This window comes from Pandoraea commovens (assembly GCF_024704525.1).
GTDB lineage: Bacteria > Pseudomonadota > Gammaproteobacteria > Burkholderiales > Burkholderiaceae > Pandoraea > Pandoraea commovens.
The window spans coordinates 1,548,124-1,571,053 of sequence record NZ_CP102780.1; the positions used below are offsets into that span (position 1 = coordinate 1,548,124).

The 22,930-nt window shown below is 64.0% G+C and carries 16 protein-coding genes; 9 read left to right on the forward strand and 7 right to left on the reverse strand.

Annotated features, from left to right (window positions below; genetic code table 11):
- Positions 1-200 precede the first annotated feature (200 nt).
- Positions 201-3,200, reverse strand: a complete 3,000-nt coding sequence (ppc, locus tag NTU39_RS07510) for a phosphoenolpyruvate carboxylase (RefSeq protein WP_257959589.1) — start codon at positions 3,198-3,200, stop codon at positions 201-203.
- Positions 3,201-3,279: 79 nt separating this feature from the next.
- On the opposite strand from ppc, the gene hemC reads away from it, so the two are divergent.
- From hemC to NTU39_RS07530, 4 genes are read left to right on the forward strand one after another with little or no spacing between them, the layout of a single operon-like run.
- A complete protein-coding gene (gene hemC, locus NTU39_RS07515; protein ID WP_257959590.1) occupies positions 3,280-4,248 on the forward strand; it encodes a hydroxymethylbilane synthase in 969 nt (322 codons plus the stop codon).
- A complete protein-coding gene (locus NTU39_RS07520; protein ID WP_257959591.1) occupies positions 4,245-5,231 on the forward strand; it encodes a uroporphyrinogen-III synthase in 987 nt (328 codons plus the stop codon). The genes hemC and NTU39_RS07520 overlap by 4 nt, the downstream gene beginning before the upstream one ends.
- Positions 5,218-6,369, forward strand: coding sequence for a uroporphyrinogen-III C-methyltransferase (locus NTU39_RS07525; RefSeq protein ID WP_174984807.1), 1,152 nt, complete (start codon positions 5,218-5,220; stop codon positions 6,367-6,369). The genes NTU39_RS07520 and NTU39_RS07525 overlap by 14 nt, the downstream gene beginning before the upstream one ends.
- 10 nt (positions 6,370-6,379) lie before the next feature.
- The gene (locus NTU39_RS07530; protein WP_039399977.1) at positions 6,380-7,552 is read left to right on the forward strand and encodes a heme biosynthesis HemY N-terminal domain-containing protein; all 1,173 of its coding nucleotides are present in this window, start codon (positions 6,380-6,382) and stop codon (positions 7,550-7,552) included.
- A gap of 85 nt (positions 7,553-7,637) precedes the next feature.
- On the opposite strand, the gene NTU39_RS07535 is transcribed toward NTU39_RS07530, so the two are convergent.
- The 6 genes from NTU39_RS07535 to NTU39_RS07560 all read right to left on the reverse strand — a co-directional run bounded on the left by NTU39_RS07535 (position 7,638) and on the right by NTU39_RS07560 (position 15,938).
- Positions 7,638-8,942 (reverse strand): hypothetical protein, encoded by a 1,305-nt coding sequence (locus tag NTU39_RS07535; protein ID WP_150665085.1) that lies wholly within the window; start codon positions 8,940-8,942, stop codon positions 7,638-7,640.
- The gene (locus NTU39_RS07540) at positions 8,939-10,153 is read right to left on the reverse strand and encodes a hypothetical protein (protein ID WP_257959592.1); all 1,215 of its coding nucleotides are present in this window, start codon (positions 10,151-10,153) and stop codon (positions 8,939-8,941) included. The genes NTU39_RS07535 and NTU39_RS07540 overlap by 4 nt, the downstream gene beginning before the upstream one ends.
- A 302-nt stretch (positions 10,154-10,455) precedes the next feature.
- Positions 10,456-11,976, reverse strand: coding sequence for an MDR family MFS transporter (locus tag NTU39_RS07545; RefSeq protein ID WP_150665083.1), 1,521 nt, complete (start codon positions 11,974-11,976; stop codon positions 10,456-10,458).
- Between the two features lie 227 nt (positions 11,977-12,203).
- Complete coding sequence (locus NTU39_RS07550) at positions 12,204-13,520, reverse strand: MFS transporter (RefSeq protein WP_233328374.1); 1,317 nt, start codon at positions 13,518-13,520, stop codon at positions 12,204-12,206.
- A 111-nt stretch (positions 13,521-13,631) separates the two neighbouring features.
- Positions 13,632-14,390, reverse strand: coding sequence for an SDR family oxidoreductase (locus NTU39_RS07555; protein ID WP_257959593.1), 759 nt, complete (start codon positions 14,388-14,390; stop codon positions 13,632-13,634).
- A gap of 63 nt (positions 14,391-14,453) precedes the next feature.
- A complete protein-coding gene (locus NTU39_RS07560; RefSeq protein ID WP_257959594.1) occupies positions 14,454-15,938 on the reverse strand; it encodes an aldehyde dehydrogenase family protein in 1,485 nt (494 codons plus the stop codon).
- Between the two features lie 270 nt (positions 15,939-16,208).
- Between NTU39_RS07560 and NTU39_RS07565 the strand changes: the two genes are divergently transcribed.
- The 5 genes from NTU39_RS07565 to NTU39_RS07585 all read left to right on the forward strand — a co-directional run bounded on the left by NTU39_RS07565 (position 16,209) and on the right by NTU39_RS07585 (position 22,868).
- Positions 16,209-17,657, forward strand: coding sequence for an FAD-binding oxidoreductase (locus NTU39_RS07565; protein WP_150665081.1), 1,449 nt, complete (start codon positions 16,209-16,211; stop codon positions 17,655-17,657).
- A 228-nt stretch (positions 17,658-17,885) separates the two neighbouring features.
- On the forward strand, positions 17,886-18,929 hold the full coding sequence (locus NTU39_RS07570) for an ABC transporter substrate-binding protein (protein WP_257960060.1): 1,044 nt from the start codon (positions 17,886-17,888) through the stop codon (positions 18,927-18,929).
- 45 nt (positions 18,930-18,974) lie between these two features.
- Positions 18,975-20,087, forward strand: a complete 1,113-nt coding sequence (locus NTU39_RS07575; RefSeq protein ID WP_150665080.1) for an ABC transporter ATP-binding protein — start codon at positions 18,975-18,977, stop codon at positions 20,085-20,087.
- 99 nt (positions 20,088-20,186) lie between these two features.
- A complete protein-coding gene (locus NTU39_RS07580) occupies positions 20,187-21,902 on the forward strand; it encodes an ABC transporter permease subunit (protein ID WP_257960061.1) in 1,716 nt (571 codons plus the stop codon).
- 54 nt (positions 21,903-21,956) lie between these two features.
- Positions 21,957-22,868, forward strand: a complete 912-nt coding sequence (locus tag NTU39_RS07585; protein ID WP_150738341.1) for a dihydrodipicolinate synthase family protein — start codon at positions 21,957-21,959, stop codon at positions 22,866-22,868.
- Positions 22,869-22,930 lie beyond the last annotated feature (62 nt).

Consider the following 22,930-nt stretch of genomic DNA (forward strand, 5'->3'; position numbering starts at 1 on the left):
TCGGATCGCCCGATCGAATCGGTCTGCATGATGGTTGCCCCCCGGCAATCTGGTCGAATGGGTCGAAATATAACGTCCTATCGGACAACTGTCGTTGGGGAGATTCCCAAGGAGAGGCACGCCGACCGGCTGCGCACCCTCATGAAAACCGTCTGCACCGGCCTCGCAGGCGGGACCGGTGCAGGGACATCGGCGTCGCATCAGCCCGTGTTGCGAAGGCCCGCTGCGATGCCGTTGATCGACAGATGGATGCCGCGACGCGCCCGCTCGTCCGACTCCCCGGCGCGGTGACGACGCAACAGCTCGACCTGCAAGTGATTGAGCGGGTCGAGATACGGGAAGCGGTTCTTGATCGAGCGCGCGAGCATCGGGTTGTCCGCCAGGCGCTCGTCGTGCCCGGTGATCAGCGCCAGCGCCTGCGACGTGCTCTGCCACTCGCCGACGATCCGGCTGAACACACGCTTGCGCAGCTTTTCGTCGGCCACCAGCTCGGCATAGCGGGATGCCACGGCCAGATCCGTCTTGGCGAGCACCATGTCCATGTTCGAGAGCAGGTTCGCGAAGAACGGCCAGCGTTTGACCATCTGACGCAGCGTGTCGAGACGCTTGTCGCGCCCCGCGGCGTCTGCCTTGCTGCCGTCGCCCTCCAGATACGCACTCACGGCGCTACCGAACCCGTACCAGCCGGTGAGCAGCAAGCGGCACTGGCCCCACGAGAAGCCCCACGGAATCGCGCGCAGATCTTCGATGCGACGGTTCTTCGGATCGGAAAATTTGCGCGACGCCGGACGCGAGCCGATGTTCAGCTCGGCGATTTCGGCGATCGGCGTGGCCGAGAAGAAGTAGTCGGTGAAGCCCGGCGTTTCGTAGACCAGATCACGATATGCGCTGAAGGCCGTATCCGAGAGCGTTTGCATGACCTGTTCGTACGCGGCCAGACGTGGCGGCTGATTCAGACTCGGCAGCAGCGTGGCTTCGAGCGTGGCCGCGACGATGGTCTCCAGATTACGGCGTCCGATCTCCGGGTTCGCGAACTTGCTGGCGATGATCTCGCCTTGCTCCGTCAGACGGATCTGACCGTTCACGGTGCCCGGCGGCTGCGACAGAATGGCCTGATAGGTCGGGCCACCGCCACGGCCGACGGTGCCGCCACGGCCGTGGAACAGGCGCAGACGAATGCCCTTTTCCTCGAACAGATGCACCAGCGCCAGTTCGGCCTTGTACAGCTCCCAGTTGGATGTGAGGAAGCCGCCGTCCTTGTTGCTGTCGGAGTAGCCGAGCATCACTTCCTGCTCGCCGCCTTGCTGCGTCACGACGTTCGACATGCCGGGGATATCGAAGAACTCCCGCATGATGACCGGCGCGTTGCGCAAGTCGGCAATCGTCTCGAACAGCGGGATGACCATCGCGCCGACCTTCGGCTCGATGGCTTTCGCGCCGTCGACGCCGAGCGCGCCCTGAAAGAGTCCCGTCTCCTTTTGCAGCAGCATCACTTCGACCAGATCGCTCACGGTTTCCGTATGCGAAATGATGTAGTTGCGAACCGCGCGTGCGCCGAAGCGGGCGCGGATGTCGCGCGCCGCCGAGAAGACGGCGAGTTCGTCGCGGGTGCGTTGCGAGTAATCGAGGTATGGCGAGAAGAGCGGACGCGCCTCGCGCAGTTCGCGCAGCAGCAGCGCGAGCTTTTCGTTCTCGTCGAGTTTGGCGTAATTCGCTTCGACGCCGGCCTTCGCGAACAACTCCGCAATGACCGCTTCATGAATGTCGGAGCTTTGACGCAGGTCGATGCTCGCGAGATGGAAGCCGAACACCTCGGCGGCACGCACGAGCGGCCCGAGCCGCTGCGAAACCAGCGCGCTGCCGTGGTGCGCCATGAGCGAGGCGACGACCGTATTCAGGTCGGAGATGAACTCGCTGGCGTCGTGATACGGGCTGGCGTTGCCCACCGCACCGCGATGCGGCACATGGCCGACCCAGTCGCGTGCGGTCGCGGCCAATCGCGCGTACACGCCGATGAGGGCACGTCGATAAGGTTCGTCGGTGCGGTGCGGCGAGTCGTCCGGCGAGCGGCGAGCCAGCGTGAGCAGGGCATCGCTCGCCCCTGCGAGCAGTTGCGAGACGGACAGCTCCGCGCCCAGCAAGTGCACCTCTTCGAGGTAATGCGCGAAGATTTCCGTCGCCTGACGTGTGATCGCCAGTTGCAGCGTCTGCGCCGTCACGTTCGGATTGCCGTCGCGGTCGCCGCCGATCCAGCTACCCATTTGCAGGAAGCGGCCCAGCCCTTCGGAGCGTACGCTCGGCACGGCGTCGTGCAGTTCGGCGGCAACGTCGTCGTACAGCGCGGGGATTTCGGACAGGAACGTGCTGCGGTAATACGACAGCGCGTTTTCGATTTCGTCGGCCACCGTCAGACGAGAGCTACGCAGCATGCGGGTCTGCCACAGCGTCGTGACGTACGCGCGCATCGAATCGGTGTTGCGTGACGACTCGCGCTCCGTGAGGGCGTCGTCACGATGTTCGAGCAGACGGGCGATTTCGCGCTCGGCGTCGAGAATGCTCTTGCGCTGAACTTCGGTCGGGTGGGCGGTGAGCACCGGCACGATGAGGGCGCTGGCGAAGAAGGCTTGCAGCGTGGCGGGGTCGTCGCGCCCGGCATCCTTCAGGCTTTGCAGCGCGGCGCTCAGGCTGCCTCGCTGGGCTCGGCTGCCCGCGAGCGCATGCACGCGGCGGCGGCGGTTGTGGTGGCGGTCTTCCGCGATGTTCGCGAGGTGCGAGAAGTAGCTGAAGGCGCGCACGACCTGAATGGCCTGCTCGTTGGTCAGTCCGTTGAGCAGCGTATCGAGCGCTTTGGCGGCACTGCGGTCGCCTTCGCGGTGAAAGCGCACCGCGTTCTGGCGGATGGTTTCGACCAGATCGAAGGCGTCGCTGCCTTGTTGCTCGCGCAGCACATCGCCCAACAGGCGGCCGAGAAAGCGGATGTCCTCACGCAGCGGCGCGTCCTTGTCCTCACGCGAGCGGCGCGCTTTGGGCGCCGTAATCGCGGGTGAGGTGGAAATGGACTTGTCCTGCCCGTTGGCCTTCTGGCCCGAGCGCTTGGATGGGGGGGATGAAACCGCGGATGCTGCCTTCGCGGGGGACGTCTTGCCGACCGACTTGGCCAGGCCCTCTTTCGGGGCTTTTGCCTTTGCGCTGCTCTTCATGTCGCTCCTCTCGAGACCAGCCGTTCGGGCCGGTCAAGCGTGTTACCATTTTTTCTTTTGGTCTTCACGCGGTTGCTGAATGAACTTCGCTTCTCCTGAAACCCTGGTGATCGCATCGCGCGAGAGCCGTCTTGCCATGTGGCAAGCCGAACACGTGCGTGACGCGCTGCACAAATTATATCCGCAGTGTCACGTGAGTATTCTCGGAATGACCACTCGCGGTGACCAAATTCTCGACCGCTCGCTCGCGAAGGTCGGCGGCAAGGGGCTGTTCGTCAAGGAACTCGAACTGGCGCTGGCCGACGGCCGCGCCGATCTCGCCGTCCACTCCCTCAAAGATGTGCCGATGCAACTGCCGGACGGCTTCACGCTGGCCGCGGTGCTTGAGCGCGAAGACCCGTGCGACGCCTTTGTCAGCAACGATTACGACAGTCTCGACGCATTGCCCGCCGGGGCGGTAGTCGGCACGTCGAGCCTGCGCCGTGAGGTGAGCCTGCGCGCGCGCTATCCGCATCTCCAGGTCGCGCCGTTGCGCGGCAATCTGGACACCCGTCTGGGCAAGCTGGACCGGGGCGACTTCGCGGCGATCATTCTTGCTGCGGCAGGCCTGAAGCGCCTTGGGCTGGGCAGCCGCATCCGCGCCATCATTCCGACCGAAGCGAGCTTGCCAGCCGCCGGTCAGGGGGCGCTGGGCATCGAGGTACGCGCCGGACGTCCCGAAATCTTGCAATGGCTCGCACCGTTGCATGATGCCAACACTACGCTGGCAGTCAGCGCCGAGCGTGCCGTCTCGCGTGCGCTGGGCGGCTCGTGTCAGGTGCCGCTGGGCGCCTACGCCGAGTTCTCGCCGCAGGGTGAGCTGGCGCTGCGTGCCTTCATTGCGTCGACGGACGGGGCGACCGTGCTTCGTGCGCAAGGGGCCGGGCGCGTCGCGCAGGGTGACGTGGCAGGTGCCGAGGCGCTGGGGCAGCGCGTGGCGCAGGAACTGATCGACGCGGGCGGGTTGGCGCTGGTGCCGCCGTCCGAGCCGAAGGACGCAGCCGTTTGACGTCGCGCGCGCCGCGTGCGCCGGCTCCGTCCTCCGCCGTCGATGCCACTGCTGGCACTGACCGTCGGACCGTCGCATCGCCGGTCGCGCCGTGCGCGATCCTGACGCGGCCGGACGGACAGGCGCAGTCGCTGGCCGCACGGCTGCACGCCGAGGGCATCGATACGCTCGAATTTCCGCTGTTGCACATTGCGGCGCAAGCCGATCCGGCGGCGCTTGCTGCGTTGGACGCTGCGCTGCGCTCGCTGACGTCGTACTCACTGGCTGTCTTTGTCTCGCCTAACGCCGTCGTACATGCGTTGTCGCGACGGGTGCAACTGCAATCCCCTGGCAGTGGGGCAGACGAAGGCGAGGCCGCGGTTCGCTGGCCAGAGACACTGCCGGTGGCCGTCGTCGGCCCGGGCAGTGCACAAGCGCTGGCCGAAGCCGGTATTGCGGCCCCGGCGTATCGCGTGATCGTCCCGCCGGGCGGTCCGCAGGCCCGCTTCGACTCGGAAGCGTTGCTCGAACAACTGGATCTGCCGGCGCTGGCCGGTCGCCGCGTGCTGCTGGTGCGCGGGGACGGCGGGCGCGAGTTGCTGGCCGACACGCTGCGGGCCAACGGCACGCAGGTCGATATCGTGAGCGCGTACACGCGTCGCGCCCCCGAACCGGACGCCGCCGCGTGGGCCGCACTCGAAGCCCGGCTCGTTGAGCCGCAGCGGTGCGCGTGGGTGCTGACCAGCTCCGAAGCGGTCCGGCATCTGAGCACACTGTTGGCTGCACGCTACGGCACCCGCGACGGCGTGCATACGCCGGGCACCCCACAGGTGCTTGCGCAGATCCTCAGTGCACCGTGCTTTACATCGCATACCCGCATCGCGGATGCCGCGTGTTCCGCGGGGTTTGATAGGATTACGCAGTGCGCGCCCGGCGACGACAATTTGCTGGCCGCACTCAAAACATGGGCGGATCCCATTCAAGTCAAGCATGACGACAGATAATCGCGTTCCAGAGTCTTCCCAGAACCCGTCGGCGTCGACCGGCCCGACGGCACATTCCACAGCGACCGGCGGTGCGACGTACAGCACGGCCGGCAGCCCGCCCGCGTGGCAGCCACCCGAGCCGCCGCAGAAGCGTCGCGGCTCCGGGGCGGCGCTACCCTGGCTGCTCTTCGTGCTGGTCGCGGCGGGGGCTGGTATCGGCGGCTGGTCGCTCAACCAGAAGCTCGACCGCGTGCAGCAGGAAATGGCGCGCCGTCAGCAAGCGGGCGACTCGCAGGTTATGCAGGCGCAGGTACGCACCGCGCAGGCGCTCGACAATCAGCGCGATCTCCAGAACCGCCTCACGGCGCTGGAGGGGCGCGTGTCCGACGCACGCGGCCAGCAGGCCGCGCTCGAACAGCTCTATCAGGAACTCGCGCATAACCGCGACGAATGGGTGCTGGCCGAGACCGAGCAGATCGTCACGAGTGCGAATCAACAGCTTCAACTGACGGGCAACGTGCGCGGCGCACTGATTGCGCTCGAAGGGGCAGACGCGCGTCTGGCCCGCACGGGCGCACCGCAACTCGCCGGTGTGCGTGACGCACTGAAGAAAGACATCGACCGTCTGAAGGCCGTACCGGCCGCCGATCTGCCGCAACTCACGGGCAAGCTCGATCAGGCCATCGCCATGATCGATACGCTGCCGTTGCAGGCCGAGGAGCAGCGCGTCGCACCGAAGGCGGACGGCACCGGCCCCAGCGGCGCGGGCGAGACCGGCTGGACGGCGACGTGGCACCGCCTGAGCGGCGAAATGCTCGGCAGCCTGAAGCAACTGGTGCAGGTGCGCCGTCTGGACGATCCGGACGTGATGCTCGTGGCGCCTGAGCAGGGCGCGTTCCTGCGTGCGAACCTGAAGCTGCGTCTGCTCAATGCGCGTCTGGCGCTGCTTGCACGCAACGCGTCGGCAGTGCACAGCGACGTGCAGGTCGCCGAGGCTGCGCTCGACAAGTATTTCGATGCCAAGTCGCGCCGCATCGCCGCCGTCAAAACGCTGCTCGATCAGGTCGATTCGGGCTCGCGCACCATCGAACTGCCGACCCTTGACGCCAGCCTGACCGCCATCGGTCAGGTCAAGGACGTCAAGGAAAAGCCGTAAGGAGCCGGGCATGCGAGGACTGATCTGGTTGACGCTCCTGTTCGCGGTAGCGGCCGGCTTCGCGGTGCTGGCCACGTTCAATCACGGACAAGTGGTCATGCTGGTGCCGCCGTACCGTATCGACGTGTCGCTGAACCTGTTCGTGCTGGCGTTGCTGGCCTTGTTCGTGGCGCTGTACGTGATCATTCGCGTGCTGCGCAACATCTACAAGATGCCGGAACGCGTGGCCGCGTATCGCAATCGCCAACGCAGCCGTCGCGCGAACATTGCGCTGCGCGATGCCGTGGCGAATCTCTTTGCGGGACGTTATACGCGCGCAGAGAAGGCGGCACGCGAAGCTGCCGAGCAGGACGACAATCGCGGCGTGGCTGCGATCATCGGTGCGCGTGCAGCGCATCGGATGCGCGAATTCGCACGACGCGATGCGTGGCTGACCGAAGCACAAGGGGCCAATCTGGAAGAAGCGCGCCTGTTGCAGACGGCTGAGTTGCGCGTCGACACACGCGATGCCGAGGGTGCGCTCGAAGCGCTGACGGAAATGCGTGCGCAGGGCGCACGTCGCATGCAGGCGCAGCTCGTCGCCCTGCGTGCCCATCAGCATCTCAAGCACTGGCCCGAGGTGCTGAATCTGCTCAAGGTGCTGGAAAAGCGCGAAGCGCTGCATCCGGCATTGGCCGCGAAGCTCAAGCAGACGGCCAGCGAGGGCATTCTGCGCGACCATCGCCACGATGCGGACGCATTGCTCAAATGCTGGCAGGAACTGCCTGCTGACGCGCGTACCTCGTCGCGGACTGCCGACGTTGCCGCCGAACTGCTGATTTCGCTGGACCGTCCGCGCGAAGCACGCGACATCGTCGAAGCGGCGCTGGCCGAGCATTGGGATGGCCGACTGCTGCGCCGCTATGCCGAGTGCGCCGGTGCAGACGCCTTGCCGCTCATCCAGAAGGCGGAAGCGTGGCAGCAGCGTCATCCGAACGATCCCGATCTGCTCTACGCGCTGGGCAAGCTGTGTCAGCATCAGCGTCTGTGGGGCAAGGCGCAGACGTTCCTCGAAGGGGCGTTGCGTCATACGGACGACCGGCATCTGCAACAGCGTCTGCATCTGGCGCTCGCACAGCTCTTCGAAGGGTTGGGGCAGATGGATCAGGCGAATCGTCACTACCGGGCGTGTGCCACGGCGTGAATGGTGTCGGGCCTGCAACGGCCCGGTTCACACAGCGTTTCCTGAGCGCCCGCGAACAGCGGGCGCTTTCATTTGTTCATGCCACTTACGCACCGGCAAGCTTATTCAAGGCGTTGCGGATCTTCTCCTTATTCTCAGCATTAAAGAGTGTTGAGACGCTATTCGTGACGGTGACGATGGCGGTTTTCCAGCGTTTGCCCGTGAGCGTTGCCAGATCTACGTGCGACGTCAGCGCCACGGTGACGGACGCACGCGCGCCTTCCGACGCTACGCCCTTAAGAAATCCGTCCAGCGCCCGTATCCGAATCTGATCGTCTTCGCGCGAGCGCGTAAGAGGGTAGTCGTACAGGGTCTTAGCGATGTCGTCATAGGCGCTCGCCATATCCTCCACCTGATCGGGAGGGTTCGACGAGAGTGCGTTGACGAACCTCGACATGTCGCTTGGGTAAAAGTTTGAATTCACTTTCCCCACCCTGTCGAACGCGTGCTTCCAGACGTTGTAGCGATCGGTTTTCGGCACCAACGACATCTCGCATGTCACGATCCGAGCGGCGAGTTCGGGGGCGAATGTCGATTCGATGGCACTGTACTTTCCCCATAGTCCCGAGATGAGCGCGAGGCAGGTTTGCGGTCGATCCTTGATTTCGCCTGAGGCGAAATTGAGAATGTGATTTGCCGTTTCCAAATTGACGGCCTTGTCGTAGATATTGCTAAAGAACTCGCTGACTCTACTTTTCACCGTACCTTCATCGAACGGATTGCCCTTGGGAGAGACGAGCTCGGCAAAAACTTTCCAGGTCGCGATCATCGATGATTTCGCGTCCTTTTCTTGCTTGTTGCGTGGGAAATCCACTATCGCATCAAAGAAAACGCTCAGTGTTTTCGAGGAAAGTGGGGATGAGGCGTTGAGCTTCATGAGAAAGATCTGCGTCCATTCTTTCGAGAAGCTATTGGGAAGCTGCGTTTTTAGAGCCTTCAACGTTTTTCGAAGCTGGTTCAGATCGGCATCCGTTGGTTCGTCTGCGCTGCCGGTGATCAGTAACGCCTTCAATTGGAGGGGAACATCGGTGCTGCTCGCGGTGAGAGTGTCCGAATGCCCCGTTTCGATACTACTGCCGGTCTGGGTCGCCCGAGTCAGTGAGGCGGAAATCTCAGCTTGAGTCGGATTTTTCGGCGTGGTCGAGCGGGCGTTCGTTTCCGAAGTCTGCGAGGCAACGGTGTTCTGTGAGGCGGATGCCGAGGAAATTTCCATCATGAACTCCTTGAGTTCGTTGGGAGGAATTTCATCGTGCGCCCCCTCGTTGATGAACACCTTTGCTTTTCGACCACGATCCTGACCAGTTTTCGACGCGGTGAGCGAATCCTGATAAGCCGCGCGGCGGCCGGTCAATCCAGCATCGTGACCTTGTACTCGTCCATCACGTCCGCAAGCGTTTGCGCCATGGTTACCGCAAGGTCGTCGAAGCCACAGCGGCGGCATGTCGAGCGCAGATCGTCGAGTAACTGAGCGGATTCGTCTGGCGAGAACGTGAGATAGGCGAAGTCGCCGCGCGCCATGACGATCTCGATCAGATGTTCGAGCAGTGCTCGCCCATCACGCTCGGGCATGCAGTCGACGCGGTCGGAAATCGCATCGATGGCGTCGTACATGTCGGCGCTGTGTAACCGTTGATCGGCGTGCACGATGGCGCGCGCGACGGTGGCCATCTCACCTCCGGGGACGGATTTGAGCAACGCGTCCGTGAGGTCGCGCCACCCGCCGTTAATGACGAAATTCCGCGAGGCGCTCACGACCGCCAACGCAGCGGCTCGCTGTTCGGCCTCCGTCAGTAGCCCAATGAACCGGGCCATGGGTACGAGCCGCTGCGCTCTCGGACAAGCCTTCGAGCGTTCCACCGCCGCGAGCAATTTGCCCCACGCGGCGGCGCGTGTGTCCGAGGGCATATCGGCAATCGCGTGCAACCGGTGGGCGATCAGGTGTTCGATGCTGGCAGACGTCGACGTTTGCGCCAGTGCCTGCGCACCGTCGCCCGACAGCTTGTCGAAGGTCAGAAGCATCGCGCGCGCGGCAACCGCTGTCCGGTCTTCGAAGCGATACGTCAGGGCGACGACGCGTTCGAAGGCCGTCGCCCAGTTCTCTTGCGACTGCTCGGCTTCCAGACGTCGCAACAAGCCTTCCATCAGTTGATGTGCATCGGCGTAGGGGCTCTTGTCGAGTACCGCTTCGATGGCGCGCGACTCCAGCGTTGCGAACCAGTCCGATGCCTGCGCCGCCGGATCGCCAAGAATCAGCAGCGCTTTGCGCAATACGTGATCGGGAACCGGTGGGCTGGCGCGATACGACACGCCGGAGGTCGACGGCTTGGGTTCGAGGGCCGGAATCTCGTGCAGGGCGGCAAGACGCTTCCAGCGCGACAGATGGGGGGACTCGTCAAAACTGCCGAACGCTGTGGGAGCGTCTCGCTTTCCCATGCCGCGTGTCAGCACTGCGGTTTCCTCGGCTTCCGTTGGGAGGACGTCCAACACGCTGGAAAGATCGCCGGTCGATTCCGACGGTGCGATGACAGACGAGGGCACCGAATGCGGCACGATCGACCGCATGAGCCAAGGTGGGCTAAGCGGTCGCTGTAGCGTCTGCCAGAAGTCGCGTACGAAAGTGTGTGTGGGCGTGTCGGTGGCGGGCGTTGTGGATGCCGTCGTTGTCGTATCGCCGTTGACGGCGCATTGGCCGGACGGCGCGGTAGGGCTGAAGCGCGGTGTAGGGAACAAGCGCGGACTCCTAGTCGCGGATAAGGGAGCCCGCACTGTGCCGTATTGCCTGGCGTAGCACTTTGTCGCTGTGCTCAGGACTTTGCGGAATTGGCCGTGCCGACGAACGGCACACCGCGTTGGCTGAAGACGACTTACTCGATAGCGGTCGCTTCGTTGCCCGAGCTTTGACGCAGCGGCAATTCCGGCAGTCGTGCGAGGGCGACGATGGCGAGTGCGGCGATCAGCGCACTGCCGCCGAAGAACGCACCAAACGCCAGCCGCAGATGGTCCTCCATCCCGGCAGGGGCGCCGCCCGGGCGCAGGAAGTCGGTCAGCTCGCGCGGTGCGCTGCCGTTGTCACCTGCCACCAGCAGGCCGACGATCAGCGCGCCGAACATCGCCACGCCGATCATCCCGCCCAGGGCGCGGAAGAACGCGTGGGCGGCGGTTGCAATCCCGATGTCGCGCGGCGCAACGGCGTTTTGCGTCGCCACGGTCATGACCGGCATGGCCGAGCCGAAGCCGATGCCAACGAGGCCGAGGCAAATGCCGATTACCGTGAGCGGTAGCGACTGAACACCGAGCGCGATGATCGCGAGCCCGGCAAATGCCACCGGCAGACCGATCTGCGGCGGACGCTTGTAATGCCCCGTCTGACGCATGTAGTGCCCGGAACTCAGCGCGCCGACCACAATGCCCAGCAGCGGCAGGATCAGCATCAGCCCCGAGCTGCTGGCCGACTCGCCGCGCTGCAATTGCAGATATAGCGGCACGTAAATGCCGATGCTGATGTTGACCATCATCACCAGCACGGCCATTGTCGACGTCATACGAAACACCGGATTGGCGAGCAGCGCGACCGGCAGCAGCGGCTCGCGCACCGTACGTTGATGGCGCAGGAAGACCGCGCCGACGATCACCGTCGCAGCGACCAGACCGCCGATTTCCGCCGACAGCCATGCGTAGCGGTGTCCGCCCCACGTGAGCGCCAGCAGCAGACAAACCGTCGACACGATCAACAGCAGCGAGCCGAGGTAATCGATGCTCGGCTTGCCTTCGCGTCGCGGCAGTCGTCGCAGCGCACGGTCGCTCAGGTAGATCGCGAGAAGGCCGAGGGGGATGTTGATCCAGAAGATGAGCGTCCAGTTGAGGTACTGGGCGAACACGCCGCCGGTGACGGGCCCGGCCACACCGGAGACCGCGAACATCCCCGAGATATAGCCCTGATAACGACCGCGCTCGCGTGGCGAGACGATATCGGCGATCACCGTGTTCGACAGGGCGATCAATCCGCCGCCGCCCAGCCCCTGCACGCCGCGCGCGACGATCAGCGCGAGCATCGAGGGGGCGAGTGCGCACAACACCGATCCGACCAGAAAGACGGCGACGCTCGCGGCGATGACGACTCGGCGTCCGAACAAATCCGAGAGCTTGCCCACGATGGGCGTAATGGCCGTGGACGAGAGCAGATAGGCGGTGACGACCCACGAGACGGCGTCGAAACTGCCGAGGTCACGCGCGATGGTCGGGAGTGCGGGCGCGACGATGGTCTGGTCGAGCGAGCCCAGAAACATGATCAGCAGCAGGCCGGTGAGGATCGATTTGACCTCGGCGGGCGTGAGTGACGTTGGCGAGACGCCGGCTGGCGTCGTCTGTGAGTCGTTGGCGGACATGCGAGCGGATGAAGACGAATGCTTGGGGGAGCAAAAAACAAGCCGCCCCGGCAGGGACGGCCTGATTCACGCGAAACGTGCCAAATATGTTACTCCCGCAAGCGCCATGCGGCCAGAAGCCCCGTAGCGCGTCGGTCTCGACGATTGAGACGGCGTTTTGTCAGGTGATCTGTCTCGTTGGTCGCCGTCTCGTCGCCGTCTGGCCGCTGTCTGGTCGACTTCGTCCGCTACTTGTTCACCAGCCGCGCAGGCACTGCCAGCGTCAGCAATCCGCCCAGAATCATGAAGACGGTGAGCAGGAACATGCCACTGTTGGTGCTCTGCGTGGCGTCCTTGAGGAAGCCGATCAGATACGGGCCGACGAAGCCCGCCAGATTGCCCAGCGAGTTGATCATCGCAATCCCGGCGGCCGCTGCCGTGCCGCCGAGGAACGCCGTCGGCAGACTCCAGAACAGCGGCAGCACGATCATGATCCCCATCGTAGCGAGCGTGAGCGCGACCATGGCGAGTTGCGTGTTGTGGCTCCACACCGTCGACAGGAACAGGCCGATTGCGCCGAGGAACGCGGGAATCGCGATGTGCCAGCGACGCTCGCCCTTCAGGTCCGAACGGCGTCCCACTACGACCATCGCAATGACCGCGAAGAAGTACGGAATGGCCGTCAGCAAACCGATCTGCAACGGATCCGTCACGCCGGTACTCTTGATGATCGTCGGTAGCCAGAAGCCCACGCCATAGAGGCCGATCACGAACGAGAAGTAGATCAGGCTCATCATCCACACGCGCGGGCTCGAGAACACCTGACGCAGCGGCAGGTCTTCCTTGGTGAGCACATCGCTTGCGATGTTGCGCTCAAGCATCGACTTCTCGGCGTCGTTCAACCACTTGGCGTCGCGAATCCGGTCATCGAGCACGAACAGCACCGCAATGCCGATGATCACCGACGGAATCGCTTCGATGAGGAACATCCACTGCCAGCCCGCGAGGCCATTCACGCCGCTCATGTCCTTCAGGATCCAGCCCGAGAGCGGACCACCGATAAGACCCGAAAGCGCCACGGCCGTCATGAACCATGCCGTCATGCGCCCGCGCCGCGAGGCCGGGTACCAGTAGGTGATGTAAAGGATGATGCCGGGAAAGAAGCCCGCTTCGGCCACGCCGAGCAGGAAGCGCATGACGTAGAACATCGACGGCGTGGTGACGAACATCGTCGCACCGGAGATGATGCCCCACGAGATCATGATGCGCGCGATCCACACGCGCGCGCCGACGCGATGCAGGATCACGTTGCTCGGCACTTCGAAGATGAAGTAACCGATGAAGAAGATGCCTGCGCCAAGACCGAACACGGTCTCGGAGAATTGCAGGTCGCCCACCATCTGCAACTTGGCGAAACCCACGTTCACGCGATCGAGATAAGCGACGACATAGCAGAGCAGCAGAAACGGAATCAGCCGCCAGCCGACCTTGCGGTAGGTGGCCGCTTCAAAGTCCGCCGAGGCCGTGTCGGCCATAGGCGAGGGGGGCGTCGGAACGCTGTTCATACGGATCTCCTCCGGTTTGACGTTGTGTTGTCTATCGTTATGTTGTGGTGCGACAACTACGGGTGCTACGGACTACTGGAAACGGTATGCGCGCAGATTGATGGGGCTGCGCTAGATGCAGCGGCCGCCGTCGACTTCGAGGCAGACACCGGTGATGAAGGCGGCGTCGTCGCTGGCGAGATAGAGGCACGCGTTGGCGATGTCCTGCGGCGTGGAGAAGCGGCCGAGCGGAATACCTGCGAGGAATTTGGCGCGGTTCTCAGGCGTATTCGGCACGCCCATGAATTCGGCGGTCAGGCCCGTGTCGCCGATGACCGGATTGACGCAATTGACGCGAATGTTCTGCGGGCCGAACTCGGCGGCCATCGCCTTGCTTGCGGTGATCACCGCGCCTTTGCTGCCGTTGTACCAGACGAGGCCGGGGCGCGGACGCACACCCGCCGTCGACGCAATGTTGATCATCACGCCGCCGCCGTGTTGCTGGAAGTAGGGGATGACGGCGCGTGCGCTCCAGAAGATGCTTTTGACGTTGACCGCATAGACGCGGTCGAACTCCGCTTCGGTGACTTCGAGCAGTGGCTTGTTGCGGTGCGTGGTACCTGCGTTGTTTACGACGATGTCGAGCTTGCCGAAGCGCGCGACGGCCTCCGTGAGCAGCGTGGCGTGATCTTCCTCGCGCGACACGTCGCCGTAGACGAAAACCGCCCGACCGCCCGCCTCGACGATCTCCCCGGCCACGCGCTCGCCCGCTTCACGATTCAGATCGTTCACGATCACCGCCGCGCCTTCGCGCGCAAACGTCTTGGCAATGCCTTCGCCGAATCCCGATCCGGCGCCCGTCACGATAGCCACTTTCTGTTGCAAACGCATGCCTTGTCTCCGAAGTGCGAAGTAAGCGCAAAGTAAGCGCAAAGTAAGCGCAAAGGAAGCGAATCACCCGTGCCGGATGGCGACGGTCTTGAGCGTGGTGAATCCGTAGAGGGCTTCGAACCCCTTTTCGCGGCCGTGGCCGGAGTGCTTCATGCCGCCGAAGGGCAGCTCCACACCGCCACCTGCGCCGTAATTGTTGATGAACACCTGACCGGCGCGAATGTCGCGGGCGAGGCGCATCTGACGTGCGCCGTCGCGCGTCCACACACCGGCGGCGAGGCCGTAGAGCGTTCCATTGGCGAGTCGCACGGCGTCCGCTTCATCGGTAAAAGGCATGGCCGCGAGCACCGGGCCGAAGACTTCCTCACGAGCGAGACGGTGCGTGTCGGGGACATCGCGCAACAAGGTCGGGGCTTGATAGAAGCCAGCCTCCGGCGCGCTGCCGACGACTTCGCCCTGCGACATCACGGCAATTCCGTCGTGCTGGGCTTCGGAGAGGAAGTCCCACACACGTTGTTGCTGCTTCGCGTTGATGAGCGGACCGAGGTCGAGATCGTCATGCGACGGCCCGACGCGCAGCTGGGCGAACGCTTCGGCCAGTCGCGCGAGTACGCCCTCGTACGCATCGCGCTCCACCAACAGACGACTGCCTGCCGAGCAGGTTTGCCCTGCGTTTTGCACGATGGCGTTCACGACGACCGGCATCACGGCGTCAAGATCGGCGTCGGCGAAGATGATCTGCGGCGACTTGCCGCCGAGTTCGAGCGTCACCGGCGTGTGGTTCTCGGCGGCCATCTGCGAGATCAGCGTGCCAGTGGCGGGCGAGCCGGTAAACGAGATGTGATCAATGCCCGGATGCCTTGCCAGCGCTGCACCGGCTTCGGCCCCGTAGCCCGTCACGATATTGAGTGCACCCGGCGGCAGCCCGGCTTCGAGCGACAGCTCCGCCACGCGCAGCAGCGAGAGACACGCGTCTTCCGCCGGTTTGACCACGCAGGCGTTGCCCGTCGCGAGCGCGGCGGCCACGCTGCGTCCGAAGATCTGCAACGGGTAATTCCACGGAATGATGTGACCGGTCACGCCGTGCGGTTCGCGCACCGTGAATACGGTGAATCCCTGCTGATAGGGAATCGTCTCGCCGTGCAGCTTGTCGGCGGCCCCGGCGTAGAACTCGAAGTAACGCACGATGGCGGCAGCGTCGGCGCGGGCCTGTTTGAGCGGCTTGCCGGTGTCGCGGGCTTCGAGTTGGGCGAGTGTTTCCTGATGACGGGCGAGCAGGCTGGCGAAGGCGTAGAGCGTGCGGCCACGCTCGGCGGCGGCGGTACGGCCCCAGTCGCCGTTGAAGGCGGCACGCGCCGCACTCACGGCGCGGTCGATGTCTTCGGCATCGCCGCGAGCGATTTCGGTGAAGGGCTGTCCGTCGGAGGGATCGATGACGGCAATGACGGTGTTGGCCGTATTGGCCGACAGCGGAGATATCGCGGAAGTACCGCCGCGCCTGGCGGGGGCGACCCAGCGATTGCCGATGAAGTGTGTAGCTTCGGGCATGTCGACTGCACCTCATGTAAAGGGTGGGGCCATTATCACTTAACTCACGAGGGCATTGACCGTCGTATAGGTCACATCCGCATAAACACCTAAAATGAGCGCATTGCAATTAAAGATATTTTATTGCAATTTTTTCTCGCCTATCCTTGATCACATCGAATCGCCAGACGGGCGTCTGGCATGGCACTACAGTTCGCTGCGTACCGTCGGTTCAATGACGGACGGACCCGGCGAAGCAGTCGAACCGAAGCATTCAGGAGCAGGCAGGCGATGAACGACGCTGTGACCCAAGAGACGCTGTTGACCCCGCTGTTGACCCGGTTACAGGAAGCGCTCGGCGCGGATGCCGTGCTCACGAGTGAGTCGGATACCGCTGGCTATACCGAAGACTGGCGCGGCCGTTATCGGGGCGAGGCGCTGTGCGTCGTGCTGCCGTCGTCCACCGAGCAGGTGAGCGACATTGTGAAGCTGTGCGCAGCGGCCGGTGTATCGATCCTCCCGCAGGGCGGGAATACCAGCTTGTGCGGTGGCGCAGTGCCGCCGACTCACGGCCCGGCACCGGTCATTCTGAATCTGGCGCGCATGCGCCATATCCGTCAGGTCGACGCGGCCAACGGCTCGATGGTTGTCGAGGCTGGGTGCATTCTGAAAACCGTACAGGATGCGGCGGCCGACGTCGGACGTTTGTATCCGGTGAGTCTCGGAGCGGAAGGGTCGTGCCAGATCGGCGGCACGCTCTCGACGAATGCAGGCGGCACGAGCGTGCTGCGTTACGGCAATACGCGCGATAACGTGCTGGGTCTCGAAGTCGTGCTGGCCGACGGCACCATCTGGGACGGTCTGCGTGCGCTGCGCAAGGACAACACGGGCATCGATCTCAAGCATCTGTTCATCGGCGCGGAAGGCACGCTCGGCATCGTCACGGCGGCCGCGCTCAAGCTCCATCCGCTGCCTACGCATCACTCGCTCGCGTGGTTCGCGCCGCGCGATCCGGCCGCCGCGCAGCACATCCTCGGCATGTTCCAGAACGCCTGCGGCTCGCGTCTGTCTGCGTTCGAAATCATGAACCGTCACCAGCTCGATCTGGTGCTGGCGAATGTGCCGAATCGCCGCAATCCGCTCACCGGTGCCCATGCGTGGCACGTGCTTGTCGAACTGGGCGACACGCGCGATGCCGAGGGCCTCGAAGCGGTGCTTACCGAAACGCTGGGCGAAGCCATCGAACAAGGACTGGTCGAAGACGCCGTCATCGCCGCGAACGAAACGCAGCGCGCCGATCTCTGGGAAGTGCGCCACAGCGTGAGCGAGGCGAACAAGAAGGCTGCCATCGGTCTCACCACCGACTGCGCCGTGCCGGTGTCGAGCGTGCCCGAATTCATCGACGCGTCGACGCGCGCCGTGCACGCCATCGTGCCGGGACTCGACATCGCCATCGTCGGCCACATGGGCGACGGCAACGTCCACTTCATTCCGATGTTCTCGTTCGAGGCTTGGGCGGCACTGGCCGACAGTGCGGCGATGGGCGACGCGATGCGCGCTGCGGTCAACGATGTTGCTGCGCGCCTGTCGGGCACGTTCAGCGCCGAGCATGGCGTCGGGCAAACGGGCCTGCCGCTGATGCAGCGCTACAAGGCCCCCGCCGAACTGACGCTGATGCGCGCGGTGAAAGCGGCGCTCGATCCGAACCAGCTGTTCAATCCGGGGCGTCTCGTTCCGTAAGCATCACGCACGAATTCACACACACACGTTTTTCAAGTTTTGCTGTTTGTTTTGCCATAACTGCGCGCGCGGCGGCTGCCTTTCCGTATGTCAGTCCGCAAACCGTCGCCGCGCCCACCCTCCCAGTCAAGACCGGAGACCATGATGAAACGCAAGACCTCCGCAAGCCCGCTCGATACCACCAAGAAAAGCGAAGCGACGCTCGCACAACCGGGCCGTCGCACGGCCATGAAGACGGCCATCGTCGGCGCGGCCGCCGTCGCCTTCCCGTTCGTGTGGACGCCTTCGCGCGCCGCCACCAAGCGCATCGTGGTGCGTGACGACGGCGGCATCTACACCAAGGCGTACGACGCCGTGTACTACAAGCCCTTCGCCAAGGCGACGGGCATCGAGGTCGTCGGCGTGCAGGCCAATGCAGAGCCGACCGCGCAGATCAAGAGCATGGTCGAGGCGGGCAGCTACACATGGGACATGGCGAAGATCAGCCAGCCCGCGATTCTGTTGCTGACGTCGGGCGGCAAGGAGTATCTGGAGCGTCACGGTCTGGAAGCGGACCCGACCATCGCGAAGATTCCGAAGCAATACATGTCGCCGTTCGGCGTGGGCACGAACGTCTATTCGACGGTGCTGGCGTATCGCTCCGATGCGTTCAAGGGCCGCAAAGCCCCGTCGTCGTGGGCCGATCTGTGGAATGTTAAGGACTTCCCGGGCCGTCGCTCGATTCGCAAGTATCCGTTCGACACCATCGAGCAGGCGCTGCTCGCCGATGGCGTGGCGCCCGGCTCGGTGTATCCGTGCGACTTCGACCGTGCATTCAAGAGCCTGGACAAGATCGCCAAGCAGGTCGCCGTGTGGTGGACGACCGGCGCGCAGGTCGAGCAGATGCTCGGCTCGGGCGAAGTCGACATGGTCGCCACGTGGGCCTCGCGTGCGCAGTCGGCACAGGCCAACGGCGTGCCGGTCGAGATCGTCTGGAACCAGAACATCTGGGGCGTCGATAACTGGTCGATTCTGAAGGGCACGCCCAACGCTGCCGCTTGCCGCGAGTTCATCAAGTTCGCGAGCGATCCGAAGCGTCAGGCGGAACTGGTCAAGTTCTTCCCGGCCGGCATGACGCAGCCGGAAGCCTTCAATTACGTGAAGCCCGAGATCGCCAGGAACTGCCCGACGTTCCCGGACAACATGAAGAGCGGCGTGCACATCAACGCGCAGTTCTGGCAGCAGAACCAGAGCGTGGCGCTCGAACGTTTCAACCGCTGGATCCTGACCTGATCCTCACCTGCTGTTCCGTTTCATGTTTTTTGGGGTGCTGATCTCATGACCGTTGCCAATCTTCAAGTTTCGGGCCTGTCCAAGCGTTACGGCGATTTTGTCGCCCTCGCGCCGACCGACCTCGATGTCGCCCAGGGCGAATTCCTGACCTTGCTCGGCCCCAGCGGCTCGGGCAAGACCACTTTGCTCTCGCTCATCGCCGGTTTGTCGCAGCCCGATGCGGGCGCCATCCGCATCAATGGGACCGATGTCACGTACGGCGCGCCGTACGAGCGCGACATCGGCATGGTGTTCCAGAACTACGCGCTGTTCCCCCACATGACGGTGGCGGAGAACATCGCGTTCCCGTTGCAGATGCGTCGCACCGACGCACAGGCCGCTCGCAAGATGGTCATGAACGCGCTGGAAATGGTGCATCTGCCGCACGTGGCAGAGCGCTATCCGCGCGAACTCTCGGGTGGTCAGCAGCAGCGCATTGCACTCGCGCGCTGCATGGTCTACCGGCCGTCGATCATTCTGATGGACGAGCCGCTGGGTGCGCTCGACAAAAAGCTGCGCGATCACATGCAGCTCGAAATCAAGCGTATTCACCGGGAGTTGGGCACCACCATCGTCTATGTCACGCACGATCAGGAAGAAGCGATGACGATGTCCGATCGCATCTGCCTGATGAACGCGGGCGAGATCGCGCAACTCGGTACGCCCGACGATCTGTACTTCCGTCCGAAGAGCGTGTTCGTGGCCGACTTCCTTGGCGAGTCGAACCTGCTCGATGCGACGGTGCTCACGCGTAGCGGTGATCAGGTGCGCGTGGCCATGCCGGGCGTGACGGCTGCGAACGGCGCAGGCGCGATGGTCTACGACCCGCAAGTCGAGCAGGGTCGCACTGTCAAGCTGATGCTGCGTCCGCAGAACCTGCATCTGCACGACACGGACGCTGCCGGTGAAGGCATGGCGACGATCTCGGCGAAGCTGACCGACATCATGGTCACGGGCGGCATGACGAAGTTGTATCTGCAATCGACGGCGACGGGCGGCGACGCGAGCAAGTCGCTTGTGGCCGCTTTCCCGACGCGCCGTCAGGGCAACCGTTTCGAAATCGGTCAGACGCTGGGCCTCGCCTGGCGCGCCGACGACGCCGTGGCGATTGCGGGGTAAGCCATGAGTGCATCTGCCGTGGTCCGCCCTTCGTCCTCCCAACCCGCTCAACCGGCCCCGCGCCGGGCGCGCTGGCGCGCGCGCATGCGTCCGCTGCTGATGGCAGCCCCCATCGTCATCCTGCTGGCCGTCATGCTGATCTACCCGGTCGGCCAGTTGCTGCTGCTGAGCATTCGCGGTGAAAGCGGCTTTACGCTTGCCGAATATCAGCGGCTGTTCGCCTCGTCGGTGTACGTCGAGGTGTTGCTCATCACCCTCAAGGTCTCGCTCTACACGACCTTCTTCGCGGTCCTCACCGGGTATCCGATTGCCTACCGGCTCTCGACGCTCAGCGGCGCGCGCAAGCAACGTCTGCTGTTCTGGCTGCTGCTCTCGTTCTGGACGAGCTTTCTTGTTCGCACGTTCGCGTGGGTGGTGCTGCTTGGCCGTAACGGCGTCGTGAACCGTACCTTGCTCGATCTCGGTCTGATCGATCAGCCGCTGTCGCTGCTCTACAGCTTCCCCGCCGTGGTGCTGGGGATGGTGCATGCCCTGATGCCGCTGGCGGTGCTGACGATGCTCTCCGTCATGGAGAACATCGACCGTCGTCTGCCGAGCGCGGCCTCGACGCTGGGCGCACGTCCCGGCACGGTGTTCTGGCGCGTGTACTTCCCGTTGTCGTTGCCGGGCGTGGCCGCCGGTGCGCTGATGGTGTTCGTCACGTCCATCGGCTTCTTCATTACGCCGACATTGCTCGGTGGCCGTCACGAAACCATGATCACGCAGCTCATCATCGATCAGGTGATGCAGGCGCTGAACTGGGGTTTTGCCGGTGCGATCTCGGTGCTGCTGCTCGCCGTGGTGCTGGTGGTGTTCTTCGTCTACGACCGTATGGTTGGTCTGTCGACGATGGCCGGTGGCGCGGGCGATGTGAAGTCAGGCAAGCGCAGTGGCGGCTGGACACGCACGCTCGGCGAGAAGGTGCTCGCGACGCTCGGCATCGCGACCGATCTGCTGCTGCGCGCGTTCCCGAAAGGGCGCGGTGCGCAGGCGGAGCAGGGCGACGGTCTCGTGCTGCGCGTGTTCGTTTTCCTGCTGGTCGTGTTCCTCGCTGCGCCCGCGCTACTGATGATTCCGATGTCGTTCGATTCGGCTTCGGGTCTGGCATGGCCGCCGAAGGGCTTCTCGTTGCAGTGGTATCAGCAGATCTGGGATTCGCCTTTGTGGATGCAGGCAGTCACGCGCTCGATGCTCGTGGGGATCGGTGCAGGCTTGCTGTCGATGCTGATCGGCACCCCGGCGGCGTTCCTGCTGGTACGCGGTGGCATGCGCGGCAAGTCGGCGATGCTCGCCTTCGTGCTCGCACCGATTGTCGTGCCGCGCATGATCCTCGCCGTCGGCGTGTTCTATTTCTTCGCGAAGATCGGTCTGGTCGGCTCCAGCGTGGGCCTGACGCTCGCGCACACCGTGGTGGCCGTGCCGTACGTCGTCATCACGATGATGGCGGTGCTGCGCAACTACGACACGCGTCTCGATCTGGCGGCGTACAGCCTGGGCGCTCGCCCTTGGGCCACGCTGCGCCGGGTGACGTTCCCGATTCTCGGTGCCGGTCTGCTGTCGTCGTTCCTGTTCGCGTTCGCGACGTCGTTCGACGAGCTCACGATTGCGCTGTTCACGTCGGGCGGGCTGTCGACCACTTTGCCCAAGCAGTTCTGGGACGAGATCACGATGCAGATCTCGCCGGTGATCGCCGCAGTGTCCACGTGCCTGTTCCTTTTCATCGCCGCACTGATCTGGGTGGCCGAGCGACTGCGCCGGCGCAGCCTCGCGACCTGAAGCCCGGATGCGGTATCCGCCCCAACAAACTTACGATTCACGGACGTTTAACTCATGCTTCGCTCCGCACAACTGAAGGGCATTTTCCCGGCCATCCCCACACCGGTGCACACCGACGACACGATCCACATCGAAGGCGCACGTGCGCTCATGCGTTACCTGCTGGCGCAGGGCATCGACGGTGTGGTGCCGCTGGGCGGCACGGGCGAATACGGTGCACTCTCGCGCGCCGAGCGTGTACGCATGGCCGAACTTACGGCGCAGGAAGTGCGTGACCACGGCCGCGACGTGCCGGTGATCGCCGGTGTGCTCGATCCCGGTTATCACGACGCCATCGAAGCGGGCCGTGACTTCGCCGCTGCCGGTGCCGACGGTCTGCTGGTCCTCACGCCGTACTACACGAACCCGACGCAAGCCGGTATTCGCGACTACTTCCTGCGCTACGCCGACGAGTCGCCGCTGCCCATCCTCATCTACGAAATTCCGTATCGCACGCGTATCGCGATTGCGCCGGAAGTGCTGCATGAGCTGTCGCGCCACGAGAACATCATCGGCATGAAGGCCTGCAACACGGACATGTGGCATTTCCTGCGCACCATCGCCGGTGTCGACGAGTCGTTTGCCGTGCTGAGCGGCGAAGACACGTTGTTCCCGCTGCATGTGGCAGCCGGTGCGCGTGGCGGGATCGTGGTGACGGCGTCGTTGTTGCCGACGGCCTGGCAACGCATCTTCTCGCTCGCGTCGGAAGGCAAGACGGCCGATGCGCTGGCGCTGCACCGCTCGCTGATTCCTCTGATGAATCTGGCCTTCGCCGAGACCAACCCCGGTCCGATGAAGTCGGTGATGGATCTGATCGGCGTGAACGCCCCGGCGATGCTCGCACCGCTCGTGCCGCCCGCACCGGCGCTGTCGGCCGAACTGCGCGAAGAACTGGCGCGTCAGCTGGCGATTTTCGAAGGTCGTTGAAGTGTGTCGGCGGTGACGCGTGTCACCGCCCGATAGCAACTGATGGCACCCGATAGCGCCTG

Bases quoted from the DNA above. Each gene is read 5' to 3' on its own strand.
- ppc (WP_257959589.1), bottom strand. From the start codon at position 3,200: ATGAAGAGCAGCGCAAAGGCAAAAGCCCCGAAAGAGGGCCTGGCCAAG.
- hemC (WP_257959590.1), top strand. From the start codon at position 3,280: ATGAACTTCGCTTCTCCTGAAACCCTGGTGATCGCATCGCGCGAGAGC.
- NTU39_RS07525 (WP_174984807.1), top strand. From the start codon at position 5,218: ATGACGACAGATAATCGCGTTCCAGAGTCTTCCCAGAACCCGTCGGCG.
- NTU39_RS07530 (WP_039399977.1), top strand. From the start codon at position 6,380: ATGCGAGGACTGATCTGGTTGACGCTCCTGTTCGCGGTAGCGGCCGGC.
- NTU39_RS07540 (WP_257959592.1), bottom strand. From the start codon at position 10,153: ATGCGGTCGATCGTGCCGCATTCGGTGCCCTCGTCTGTCATCGCACCG.
- NTU39_RS07545 (WP_150665083.1), bottom strand. From the start codon at position 11,976: ATGTCCGCCAACGACTCACAGACGACGCCAGCCGGCGTCTCGCCAACG.
- NTU39_RS07550 (WP_233328374.1), bottom strand. From the start codon at position 13,520: ATGAACAGCGTTCCGACGCCCCCCTCGCCTATGGCCGACACGGCCTCG.
- NTU39_RS07555 (WP_257959593.1), bottom strand. From the start codon at position 14,390: ATGCGTTTGCAACAGAAAGTGGCTATCGTGACGGGCGCCGGATCGGGA.
- NTU39_RS07560 (WP_257959594.1), bottom strand. From the start codon at position 15,938: ATGCCCGAAGCTACACACTTCATCGGCAATCGCTGGGTCGCCCCCGCC.
- NTU39_RS07565 (WP_150665081.1), top strand. From the start codon at position 16,209: ATGAACGACGCTGTGACCCAAGAGACGCTGTTGACCCCGCTGTTGACC.
- NTU39_RS07570 (WP_257960060.1), top strand. From the start codon at position 17,886: ATGAAGACGGCCATCGTCGGCGCGGCCGCCGTCGCCTTCCCGTTCGTG.
- NTU39_RS07575 (WP_150665080.1), top strand. From the start codon at position 18,975: ATGACCGTTGCCAATCTTCAAGTTTCGGGCCTGTCCAAGCGTTACGGC.
- NTU39_RS07580 (WP_257960061.1), top strand. From the start codon at position 20,187: ATGGCAGCCCCCATCGTCATCCTGCTGGCCGTCATGCTGATCTACCCG.
- NTU39_RS07585 (WP_150738341.1), top strand. From the start codon at position 21,957: ATGCTTCGCTCCGCACAACTGAAGGGCATTTTCCCGGCCATCCCCACA.